The 12288-nt window shown below is 64.3% G+C and carries 7 protein-coding genes; all 7 read right to left on the bottom strand.

Annotated elements, in window-relative coordinates; translation table 11 throughout:
* Nucleotides 1-45 precede the first annotated feature (45 nt).
* Complete coding sequence (recJ, locus tag CFY91_RS06430; RefSeq protein WP_093985526.1) at nucleotides 46-1755, bottom strand: single-stranded-DNA-specific exonuclease RecJ; 1710 nt, start codon at nucleotides 1753-1755, stop codon at nucleotides 46-48.
* A gap of 48 nt (nucleotides 1756-1803) precedes the next feature.
* A complete protein-coding gene (locus tag CFY91_RS06435) occupies nucleotides 1804-2343 on the bottom strand; it encodes a YaeQ family protein (RefSeq protein WP_093985527.1) in 540 nt (179 codons plus the stop codon).
* A 38-nt stretch (nucleotides 2344-2381) separates the two neighbouring features.
* Nucleotides 2382-3545 carry a GGDEF domain-containing protein gene (locus CFY91_RS06440; RefSeq protein WP_093985528.1) on the bottom strand — a complete coding sequence of 388 codons (1164 nt, stop codon included), beginning with the start codon at nucleotides 3543-3545 and terminating at the stop codon, nucleotides 2382-2384.
* Nucleotides 3546-3642: 97 nt separating this feature from the next.
* Nucleotides 3643-4326 (bottom strand): phospholipase D-like domain-containing protein, encoded by a 684-nt coding sequence (locus CFY91_RS06445; protein ID WP_093985529.1) that lies wholly within the window; start codon nucleotides 4324-4326, stop codon nucleotides 3643-3645.
* 15 nt (nucleotides 4327-4341) lie between these two features.
* Nucleotides 4342-4887 (bottom strand): rhomboid family intramembrane serine protease, encoded by a 546-nt coding sequence (locus CFY91_RS06450; protein WP_093985530.1) that lies wholly within the window; start codon nucleotides 4885-4887, stop codon nucleotides 4342-4344.
* Nucleotides 4887-10103 (bottom strand): DNA repair ATPase, encoded by a 5217-nt coding sequence (locus CFY91_RS06455; RefSeq protein WP_093985531.1) that lies wholly within the window; start codon nucleotides 10101-10103, stop codon nucleotides 4887-4889. Before CFY91_RS06455 ends, CFY91_RS06450 begins: the two co-directional genes overlap by 1 nt.
* 95 nt (nucleotides 10104-10198) lie before the next feature.
* A complete protein-coding gene (locus CFY91_RS06460) occupies nucleotides 10199-12262 on the bottom strand; it encodes a flotillin family protein (protein WP_093985532.1) in 2064 nt (687 codons plus the stop codon).
* Between the last annotated feature and the right edge of the window lie 26 nt (nucleotides 12263-12288).

A 12288-nucleotide genomic window follows, 5' to 3' on the forward strand; every position in this document is an offset into this window, starting at 1 on the left:
TGAAGGACAAAGGCTAAACGTAGCGCACTAAAACCCGCCAGACAGCTAACAGGGGGCCAGATAATTGACCAGCAATTGTACCGATTCATTACCCCGGTACTCGTTGAGATCCAGCTTGTAGGCCAGCTCCACCCAACGCACGTTGGCATTCGGCCATTGCTCACGGTCGACATTGAAGGCGATACCGTCCAGAGCCTGGCTGCCACATTCGGTTTTCAGCTGCAGCTTGAGATGGCGCTCACCGACCAGACGCTGCTGCACCAGTTGAAAACGCCCATGGAACAGCGGCTCGGGGAAATGCTGCCCCCAGGGGCCGGCATGCCGCAAGGCACGCGCCAGCTCAAGGTTGAATTCACCCACCTGCAGCTGACCATCGGACAACAGCCGGCCGGTCAGGTCATCGGCACTCAACTGGCGACGCACCTCGGCGTCAAAGGCCACGGCAAAGGCGCCGAAATGCTCCTGCGGCAGTGACAGTCCGGCGGCCATGGCGTGCCCGCCAAACTTGCTGATCAGTCCGGGATGACGCGCCGCCACGGCATCCAGGGCGTCACGGATATGCAGTCCCGGCACCGAGCGCGCCGAGCCCTTGAGCAGCCCATCCCCGGCATCGGCAAAGGCGATGGCCGGACGGTGGTAACGCTCCTTGAGGCGTGAAGCAAGAATGCCGATCACCCCCTGGTGCCAGTCCGGCTCGAACAGGCACAGCCCATAGGGCAGATCATCCAGCGGCAAATCCTTGAGCTGGGCCAGCGCCTCGCGCTGCATGCCCTGCTCGATGGCCTTGCGGTCCTGATTGAGCTGGTCGAGCTGCACGGCCATATCACGGGCCAGCGCTTCGTCCTCGCACAGCAGGCATTCGATGCCCAGGCTCATGTCATCCAGGCGACCCGCCGCATTCAAGCGCGGGCCGAGGATGAACCCCAGGTCGGTGGAGCTGATGCGCCGGTGATCGCGCCCGGCAACCTCGAGAATCGCCCGCAGGCCCGGTCGCGCACGTCCGGCGCGGATACGTGCCAGCCCCTGATGCACCAGGATGCGGTTGTTGGCATCCAGCGGCACCACATCGGCCACACTACCCAGCGCCACCAGATCGAGCAGCTCGGCCAGATTCGGCTCGGCGCGCCCGACAAACCAGCTCATCTCACGCAGCCGCGCACGCAGCGCCAGCAGCACATAGAACATCACCCCGACGCCAGCCAGAGATTTGCTGGGAAAACTACAGCCCGGCTGGTTAGGGTTGACGATGGCATCGGCCGCCGGTAACTGCGGTCCCGGCAAGTGGTGATCGGTGACCAGCACCCTGAGCCCGGCGGCCTTGGCGGCAGCCACCCCCTCCACACTGGAAATGCCGTTATCCACGGTCACCAGCAGATCGGGCTGGCGCTGCAAAGCCACTGCGACGATTTCCGGCGTCAGTCCGTAGCCATACTCGAAGCGGTTGGGCACCAGGTAGTCGACCTGCGCAGCGCCCAGCTGACGCAAGCCCAGCACGCCCACCGAACTGGCCGTGGCGCCGTCGGCATCGAAGTCGCCAACGATGAGGATGCGCTGGCGCTGCTGCAAAGCCTGCACCAGCAAGTCCACGGCGCCCTCGATGCCCTTGAGCTGCTGATAAGGCAGCAAGCGCCCCAGGGCCTTGTCCAGCTCCTCGGCACTGCGCACGCCTCGCGCGGCATACAGACGCGCCAACAGCGCGGGCAACTCGCCCAGGTCGGGCATCTGCTCAGGTAACGGACGAACTTCGATACGCATGCTACGAACCGTTCCTCGGGCGCTGGCGCGGCAGGCAGACAGGCCTGCTCAACGCTGGCCAACCAGCCATTGCAGGGGAATTTCATGCTGGCCGCGCTCATCGGTAACGAACAGCTCGCCATCGCTGATCATCACACTCCAGCTCAAGGCGCGCGGCAGGTCCTGCGCCAGGTTGGCCAGCGCCTCCTGATCCACAGCCAGCACATGGATATTCTTCAGGGCGCGCAGCGGCTCGAGCACCCGCCCCTGCCAGACACGCAGGTTGCCATAGGCCAGCAGAGTGAAGCGCTCGGCGCGGCGCGAGCACCAGGTGATGCGTTCGGCATCCGGCTGACCGACTTCGATCCAGTGCAGCACGCGGCCATCCAGGCTCTTTTCCCAGAGTGCCGGCTCGTCGACATCCGACAGGCCCCGACCAAAGGCCAGCTGCTCGTGGTAGAACATCGCATAGGCGATCAGCCGCACGGCCAGGCGCTCCTCGGTTTCCGAAGGGTGACGCGCCACGGTGAAACGCAGGCTTTCGTAGACGCCACGGTCCATGTCGGTGAGGTTCAGGTCGACTTTGTAGGGCGTCGCTTGCAGGGCCATGCGCGGTGATATCCGAAGACTGATCGAGGGCGCGCAGTCTAACAGGACGGCACGCCCTGCGGGGGCATGTCGGCGCCATGCGCCATGACCCGGTTGCGCCCGGCATGCTTGGCACGGTACAGCGCCGCGTCGGCCAGCGCCAACAGGCGCTCCAGGTCGTAGCCCGCCTGGTCACTGGCTGCCACCCCCACGCTCACGGTATGCCGGTGCTGCTCCACACAATGCTCGGCAAATCCCTGGCGCATACGCTCGGCGAGTTGCAAGGCGTCTTCCAGGCGGCCATGAATCAGACAGGCAAACTCCTCACCACCAATGCGCCCGAATACATCACCGCGCCGCAACTGCAACTGCGCGCCCTGGCTGAACGCCTGCAGCACCTTGTCGCCCGAGGAATGGCCGAAACGGTCATTGACCGCCTTGAAGTGATCCAGATCGAACAGGAGCAAGGCCACCGGCTGCTGCTGACGCTGGCACAGTCCCAGCAGCCGCTCGCCACTGTCGAGAAAGGCGCGGCGATTGCCGATGCCGGTCAGCGGGTCGGAGTAGGCCGCCAGGCGATAGCGCTGCTCGATCTGTTCCTTGACCATGGCCAGCACCACGAAGGCGATGCCCACCGCATACAACATGCTTTCCACCAGCAGCACCGGGAACAGCGGATTTTCCTGCAAGGGACGATCCGTGTGCTGCACACTGATCAGCATGCGCATCACGTAGAACAAGGTATGTAAGCCGATCAGCAACAGCGCCGGCAGCACGGACACCTGGAGTTTCCGACGCGCCCGCCACAACTCGCGCATGGCCAACAGCATGAAGCAGGACATCAGCAAGGTATGCGCCAGGATGCGCCAGCTGAGGTTCTGGTAAAAAGCCGGCCACTGGCACAGCAGCCACCAGACCAGCGCCCCGGAAAACAGCCACGGCCAGCGCGGCGCACGACCGCAAAGCACGCGCATGACGGTCCAGTTCATACCGGCACAGAACAGCAGCAGCATATTGCCAACGATGATCGGCAACCAGTCGAAACCCAAACCACGCAGCGCGTTGCACACCAGGCCGATGGCCGCCAGCAAGAGCATGCAACCATTCCACAGCAAGGCCGGCTGAGTGCGTCCTCGCCACCAACTGAACAGCATGAGCAGGCCGCACAGGGTGACCACGCTGCCATTGGCCAGCAACAGGGAAGGGATATGCAGTGATGACATGCTTGCAGCTCGCGGGACTTCAGCCAGGCCCGGCACGTCCGTGCCGGCAAAGTGCCGATACGTTAGCCGATTGCCCGCAAAAGCTCACCTGGGATTGTCAGGCAAAACGCGCCCACAGCGTCTCGAACTCCGCGGCATAGGCCGCCAGCAGCGCGGGGTGATCGATCACCAGAAGATTTTCCTCGTTGCTGGTGGTGGCGCTGCGTGTCCAGTTGAAGCTGCCATTGAGCAACAGGCGGCCATCGAACAGCGCGAACTTGTGGTGCATGTGGTAGGGGCTGTCATCAATACGCAGTGGCACGCCCTGGCGTTGCAACCACTGGATATCGCTGCCCTCGTCGAACTGTTTGTCGTTATCGCTGATCACCCTGACCACGATGCCGCGACGATGGCAGGCGACGATTTCCTCGCTGAGCTGGTCGTCGGAAATGGTGTAGACACAGATATCCACGCTGCGCCGCGCCTGCCGGCACAGCTCGCGGATCTTCCGCCGGCAGCTTTCCCCCGGGCTGAAGTGCGCGCTGGCCACCTCGAGCTGGCGGGGAGCAGCCGCGCTATCCAGGGTTTTGACCACCTGTTCCAGCCACTTGAGTGCCGGCTCGACATTGCCCGGCTCAGCGACCAGTTCACGCACCAGGGCGAAGGCCCGGTTACGCAGGTAGCGCACCTGCTCGGTGCTCAGGTTGCTGCCCAACTGGCGCAACTCGTCACGCTCCTGGTTGCTCAGGCGCAGGTCACTCAGGCTGTCACGCAACTGCTGGTCAAGCTGATTGAAATCCATGCAGGTTCCCTCTATTCATGGCTGGCGGCGACGGCTCAGCGCGGCATAGCACACCCCGCACAAGGCCCCCGCCAGGTGGTATTCGAAAGACACGCCGGGCTGCGGCACCAGGCCAAACAGCCAGCCACCGTAGAGAAACAGCACCAGGGCGGCGAACAGCAGATCGATCAGGCTGCGCTGGAACCAGGCGCGGGCCAGCAGCAGGCCCCACAAGCCGAACAGCCAGCCGCTGGCGCCGATATGCAGGCCATGCCGGGCAAATAGCCAGACCAGCAGTCCGCTGCCAAGGACGATGAACGCACTGGCGCGGAGGAAATCGCGACGCGAACGCAGAATCAGCAGACCACCCAGCACCAGCAAACCGCTCAAGTTGCTCAGCAGATGCAGCCAGCCGCCGTGCAGCCAGGGAGCAAACAGGATGCCGGGCAGCGCTGCCAGCTGACGCGGCACCAGCCCCAGGCCATACAGGGCATCCCCCGTCAGGCTGTTGAGCAGTTGTACCAGCAGCAGGCTGGCGGTCAGCGCCAACAGCACACGCAACTCGCTGCCGATATTCCTCATCAGCCCGCACTGCCCTGCCCCGCACCAAGCTGCTCGGCCAGTTCACGCAACTGGCCGGAAATCTGCTGCATGCGGTTGTGCGTCCCCAGGTCAATATCGATTTTCTTGTCCATGGCCCGCACCAGTGGCAACAGGCTGTTCTGCAGGCTGTCGGCGAGGCTTTCCAGAACGGCCTGCACGCCCTGCTGGGGCGGCACCTGTACATGCACGGCCAGTTGCGGCGGGGTCTGCTGCCATTGCTCGACGGCCTGCAGCAGTGCCGGCAATGCCTCCTCGCGGCCGGCCGGCCGGCCAAGCCCGCGCACGCTCTCGACCAGATCATTGAGCTGCGCCACCAGCCGCGCGCCGACATCGCTGTCGCTGCCCCCCATCGCCTTGTTGCGCAGGAAGTCACGCTTGATCTGTGTCCAGCGCTCGGCCTGCTCGGCCGTCATGTTGCCACGCAGCTCGGCCAGCTTGAGCAGGTTTTCCTCGGCGCCACTGGTCAGCAACTGTGCCTCGCCCTGGTAGTGATCGGCGATCAGTTGCAGCAGCTCGGCATCGTTCATCACCGCGCTGACCTTCTCGGCCATCTTGTTCATGTTGCGGTAACTGCCCTGCAGCTTGAACGGTGGTTCGCTACGGTACTGGTCGGCCTGCGCGGCGCTGACGATGTACTGCTGATTGACCCGGCCAACCACGTCACGCACCTGCATCAGACGCTGCAGGGTACTGACGATCTCGTTGATTTCCGCCCCGCTGTAGCTGTGCGACAGCTCGTTGCTGGAAAACGGCTTGCCCTCGGCCTTGGCGACGAAGCGGTAGAGGTCGGCCATGTCGCGGGTGGCCAGCGGCGCCAGCACCGGGTTGGAGGTCAGGCTGTTCTCGATATACGACAGCGCGAAGGCCTCCTGCATGCCGCCCAGGGTGTCGCCCAGGTTGTAGATGTCAGCGCGGTTGGCGAGCATGTCGGGGATTTTGAACAGCTCGCCGGACTCGGTGTAGGGATTGCCGGACATGATCACGCAGAACTTCTTGCCGCGCATGTCATAGGTCTTGGTCTGGCCCTTCCACACGCCCTCGATTCGCCGCGTGCCGTCGCACAGCGAGATGAACTTCTGCAGAAACTCAGGGTGGGTGTGCTGGATGTCATCGACATACAGCATCACGTTGTTGCCCATTTCCAGCGCCAGGTTGAGCTTCTCCAGTTCCTGGCGCGAGGTGGCATCCGGTGCCTGCGCCGGGTCTACCGAGCGCACCTCGTGGCCCAGCGCCGGGCCGTTGATCTTCATGAAGATCAGTCCCAGGCGGTGCGCTACGTACTCCATCAGCGTGGTCTTGCCGTAGCCGGGCGGCGAAATGAGCATCAGCAGGCCCATCAGGTCGGAACGTTTGCCCTCGCCCACCGTGCCCATCTGCTTGGCCAGGTTGTCACCGATAAAGCCCAGGTACACATCATTGATCAGCTTGTTGCGCACAAAGGACGACAGCGGTCGCGGCTTGAACTCGCTGAGGCGCAGCGCCGTGCGCTGCTCGGCGATCACCGCCTGGCGTAGCGCCTGGTAACGCTGCAGCCCCGGAAGGAACTGCGTGCGGTGCTGGCGCAGGCGGGCAAACAGGTCATCGACCGCCAACACCAGCTGACGTTCGACAATGCGCGGATGCTCACCCATCAGCTGGGCGACGCTAAAGCGCAAATCAACTTCGCTGACACGTCCCGGCAACGCCTCACCTAGCAGCGACAGTGCCACGGCCTCGGCGACATAACCGCTCAGCGCGGCAAACTCGTCCTGGGCGCAGAGGCCGCGCAACCAGTTGTCGAGCAGCGCCCACTGCGCCGCCGGCCGACCGTCGAGGTGAGCCAGGGCCTGCTGGTAGTCATCCCACAGCCGCGCCGCCTGCAGACGCAGCCTGAGTCCATCCAGCAACTGCCGGGCGTACTTGCTGAAAACAAACTCGGCGCGCTCGGCGGCCAGCACCTGCACCAGGTACTCGGCCGCCTCGCCCACCAGCGCCACATCCAGACCCACAGGCTGCTCGGCAAGGAAGGCGCGCAAGGCCTGGGCAATTTCCTCCTGCAACTGTTGCAGAGCCTCGCGGTGACCGAACAACTGCTGCATGTGCCGGCCGCTACGCGCCCGCTCCGGCCACTGCGCCAGCGCCGGATTATCGCGCTGCACGGCCCACAACAGGCAGGCCAGGGCGCGCGCCGTGGCGCCATAGCGCAGCAGACCGGCGCTGTCGCGCAACGGCAGCAGCTGGATGAGGATGGCAGCGGCATCGTGATCGTGGATGCCCTTCTCGTAACCTTCCTTGTAGCGCGGCGCAGCAAAGTCACGGACCAACCGGGCCAACTCGTCCGGCTGCGCCAGCAGGGACTTCAGGCGCTCCAGGTCGAGGCCCTCGCGCCCCTCATCGGCGGCGGCCAGCACCTCGCCGGCCAGGTATTCGCCGCGGTACAGCTGTGCCGACTCCGACTCCAGCGCCACCTGCCAGAACGGCTTGAGCGCCTCCAGCTCGGCATTGGCCAGCGGTTCGAGGAAGTCGGTACCGGTCAGGTGCAGGTACAACTGCTCACCACGCGGCAGCAGGGTCAGGTCGAGTTCCTGGCTGTTGACGCTGAAGCGGTGGCGCGGACCGAGCTTGATGACGTTGCCACCCTCTTCGAACAGCTCGCTCTTGTCGCGCAGCGCGCGTACCGCCTGGTCGCGGGCCCCCTTGAGGCGCGCCTCGATGTCGTCGGCCTTGACGCTGTCCTGCAACGCGCGCAGGCGCTCGATCATCTCGCGCAGCTTGAGAATCAGCGGATCGGCGGCGAAGAAGGCGTTGAGTTCCTCGGCCCGGGTGAAGCGCGCGGTACGCCGGGCCAGGCTGTCGAGGATACGCCGGGCCGCCTCCAGTACGCCTTGCGCCTTGCGCTGGCGCTCATCAAGCAACGCCTGCTTGTGCGCCTCGAAGGTTTCCAGCAGCTCCTCGCGCTTGGCCAGGATGTCGCCGAGGAACTGTTCCTGGTCACCGAACTGGCTCTCCAGCTCCTCCAGCTGCACCAGCAGACGGGCCAGCTGCTCGTCGCAACGCTCCGGGTCCTGCGCCTGCCCCAAGGCATTGGTGATGCCCTGGCTGAACAGTTTGAACTGCGCACCGAACTGCGCCACGCTCTCCGCCGAGCCCAGCCCCTTGCGCCGCTGTTCGGCACGCGCCCTGGCCTGGTTGAGGCGGGCATAGATCTCGGAGATGGATTCGACGATGCGTGTACGCTGGGTAGCGTCGTCGATCTTCAGCGAGGCCATCAGCGCGGACAGCATGTCCAGGTCGGCGGCCATGGTCTGCAGGGCCGCTAACGGCTCGGCCAGCTGCACCACGCTGGCGGCCTTCTGCGCCTGCTCGTCAAGGCTATGCAGGCGGCTGACAAACGGCTGCAGGGCGGCATCGCCGGCGAGGAAGGTCGCGGTGGCCGCCGATACCCGCTCCTGGGCGGCGAGCAACTCGGCCTCCATCACGTCGAGGCGTGCCAGGTCGATGTAGCGGTACTCGCGGATGGTCAGGAGCAGACCGCGCTGGGTGGTGATGCCATTGAGCGCGTCGACAAAGCTCTGCGCCTGCTCCCAGCTATCCGGCAGCAGGCTATCGAGCAGGGCCTTGTGGCGGCTCTCGGCGTCCTGCATGGCCTTGGCCGATTGCTGGCGGATGCTCTCGACCTTCTCATACTCGTCGAGCACCAGTTCGGCGGTGGCGGTGATCTCACGCAACAGGGGCGCCAGCCCGGTCAGTTGTGCATGGCTCAGCCAGTGATAGGCATCGAACAAGCGGCGGGTCTGCTGGCAAAGCGCCGCGTAGCGCTGCAGGGAAACCGCCGGGCTATCGATCTCGCGGCTCAGCGCGTAGAGGTCGGAGATGCCGCGCACCAGCTCGGCGTTGCCGATCTTGCCCAGCAGGCCGCTGCGTGCCGGCTGGCGTGCGGCATATTCGGCGGTACAGAACGGCGTTTGCCAGACCTGCATGGGATGGATGCGCGTCGGCTCGTTTTCCGCAGCGAAGATCACCATGCGGCCATCCTCCAGGCGCGCATAGCCGTGGCCGAACAGCGGGTTCTGCAACTGGCGGGTGATCAGGTTGTAGCAGAGCAATACCGCCCGGCCTTCCTCCGGGTGATAGAAGATGTACAGCACATCCTCGCCATTGGGCGAGCGTACCGCGCGCTTGAAGCGCATGCCGGCCATCGACTGCTCGAAGGTCTTGTGCTCGCCACTCTGCAGGTAATAGCCACCGGGGAAGATGATGCCGTGGTCTTCCGGCAGCTGGACGCAGGCCAGGCCGATGGCGTCGATACGCTCGACCGTACCGTTCAGGCTGTTGAACACCAGATAGCGCCAGTGCTCTTCGCGATACGGGAGGATCTTCAGGAGGATCAGCCCGCCCACGCGGGCATATTCGACCTGCGCATCATCCAGCGACTGGGTCTTGTCCTGTACCGGCTCGCGGTAGATGCCCAAGCCGTCATTGGTGTTGTTCTCGATCTTGACGGTCAGGTCACCGCCGATGGTTTCGACAAACAGGGTATCGAGGATATTCAGGTGCGGGTGGCGGCCGTTGACCACGCTGTCGCGCGTGCACTTCTGCCACTCGAAGTCAAAGGGGGCGGGCAAGGCGATGTCACGCTCGCCACGATTGTCGATGTAGCGGATGTCCTGCCCGTCGACCGAGATCGACCAGCGGAACACGCGCAGATCACTGACCCGCTCGCCGATCTGGAAGCTCGCCAGCAGCTTGCCGTCACGCACCACCAACTGCAGCAGGCGGGTGTTCTTGTAGTAGCTGTACAGCTCGTTGAAGTCGGCAACGAAGCTGGCCTGAGCCAGGAAGCTGCCCGCCAGCGGCACGGCTTCGGCCTCGTAGCCTTCCTCCTGCTCGACCAGGCGATACAGGGAGAACACGTCCTCGACACGGGTTTCCTTCTTCAGGCCGAGGAACACGTTGTAGCCGAACAGCAGGCAATCGCCGACCTGCACGATGTCACGGGCAATGCAGTTGTTTTCGGTACGGATCCGCAGCCGTGCGCTGACCGCCATCTGGCTGCTGCCGAACGTCTCCAGGCGCTGCTGGTTGAGCTGCTCGCTGATCTGCTGCAGACGCTGGCCCTGCTCGTGCAGGCGCTTGTGCAACACCTCGTAGGCGCCACCGGCGGCGACCGCCTTGTCCACTAGGTCCTGGGTTTGCGGTGCTTGAGCGTCCGACATACTGGTCATCCTGAATCTGCGGCGTCAGGCCCCCGCCCCTCCGGGCGGGAACTGGAAAGAGTGGCCGGACGGGCCGCACGGCCCGCCCGAGCAGGTCAGGCCCCGGCGGCCGGAGCGGCACCGTCGAGCGGGCGCTCGGCAAGCACCGCGCTGCTGGGTGCCTTGCCGGCCAGCAGGCGGGCCAGCACGTCCTGGACGACCGGGCTCTTGCCAACCACGCCTTCGATGGCCTTGCCTACCGACAACGACTTGGCGAAAGAGTTGAAGAAGTCGCCCTCGCCACCAACGATCTCGATCTTCGCCTTGGCCAGCGCGGTGGCCAGCACCTCGGCCTGGTCCTTGGCAATGTCCTTGTTGGCGGCAATCGCGGCCATGGCCTCCTCGAAGTTCTTCTCCAGCTGCATGCGGAACTCCTCGTGCTGCCGCGCGCTGTCGCTGAGCGCATCCAGGGCACCGAACTTCTTGCCCAGGCCCTCGGCCTCGGCATTCAGGCGCTGCAGGAGGATATCCGCCTCGGCCGTACCCAGATCCTTGGTCGCCTGGGCCTTGGCGGTGCCCAGCTGCTGCTCGCCCCGCGCCTGGGCGCCGAGTTTCTCTTCCAGCACCTTGGCTTCGGCCAGGCCATCCTTTTCCTTGGCAGCCGCCTGGGCTTCCAGGACACGCGCTTCGGCCAGGCCCTTCTCCTGCTCACCCTTGGCCTCGGCAATCATTTGCTCGGCCTTGACGCGTGCTTCGGCCAGGCCCTCCTTCTCGCGCGCCGCGGCGGTGACTTCCAACACCCGCGCATCGGCCAGGCCCGGCGCGGCACGCTCGGCCTCGATACCTTCGGCCAGGCGTTTCTTGGCCTCAGCCTGCTTGGCCGCGGCTTCCAGCTCAGCCTGGGCCAGGTTGTTGATTTCCACGGCCTTGTGCTTGGAGCGGGTTTCGTCGGCTTCGGCCTGCTTGACCTGGCGCACCAGCTCCTGCTCGGCTTCGGCCTGGGCCTGCAGCACGGTTACCTGCTTGAGGCGCTCCGCTTCGGAGACTTCGCGCACCTCCTTGATGCGTTCCTCTTCCTGGGCCACGGTCTTCTCTACCGCCACCCGCTCGCGAACCACTGCGGCAATGTTCTTGCGCTCTTCTTCCAGCGCCTTTTCCTTTTCGATGCGCTGCAGTTCGACCTCGCGCTCGCGGGCGACGATTTCCAGGTCCTTGGCACGCGTCACCTTCTCCACCTCGATGACCACGGCGCGCTGGCGGTTCTGCTGGGCCACTTCCACCTCGCGCTGATGGTTCTCGGCGCGGATATCCAGCTCCTGCTGAGTCTGGATGCGTGCCTGTTCCGCCTTCAGGCGCTCTTCCTCACGCACCTTCAGGGTTTCCGCTTCCTCGCGGGCACGGATGGTTTCGATCTCACGCTTCTGCCGCGCCTCGGCATCGGCCTGCTGGCGTTCCAGGGCCAGGGTCGCCTCGCGGGTCTCGACGTTTTTCTTTTTGATCGCCAGCTCTTCGTTGCGCTCCAGCTCGTTGGTGATGACGTTCTGCGCGGCAGTCAGCTGGGTGATCTTGCGGATACCTTCGGCATCGAGGATGTTGGTCGGGTCCAGCGACATCTTCGGCGTCTGTTCCAGGTAGTCGATGGCCACGTCTTCCAGCACATAGCCGTTGAGGTCGTTGCCGATCACCTCGACGATACGATCGCGGAAGCTCTGCCGCTCTTCGAACAGCTGCACAAAGTCGAATTGCTTGCCGACGGTTTTCAGTGCCTCGGAGAACTTGGCATTGAACAGCTCATTGACCGCTGCCCGGTCGGAAGCGCGATCCACACCAATCGCCTTGGCCACCTTGAGCACGTCTTCCTGGGTCTCGTTGACCCGCAGGTAGAACGCCACGGTGATATCGGCACGCAGGTTGTCGCGGCAAATCAGTCCGTCCTTGCCGCGGCGGTCGACTTCCAGGGTAATCAGGGAGATCTTCATGAACTCCTTGAGATAGATCACCGGATAGACCAGCGCACCGGTGAAGTGCACCTTGGGCGTGGCAGACATGTCGTTGACGATCAGCGCCGTGCCCTGCGGAACCTTGATATAGAAGGCCTTGAACAACACGAAGAAGCCGAAGATCAGCAGGAAGAACAGCCCCACTCCAGTCAGGAAGGGCATCAGCAGCTCATAGCTCATTACAATCAATCTCCTTTGACACTATG

This window comes from Pseudomonas fluvialis, from assembly GCF_002234375.1.
GTDB classification, from domain to species: Bacteria; Pseudomonadota; Gammaproteobacteria; order Pseudomonadales; family Pseudomonadaceae; genus Aquipseudomonas; species Aquipseudomonas fluvialis.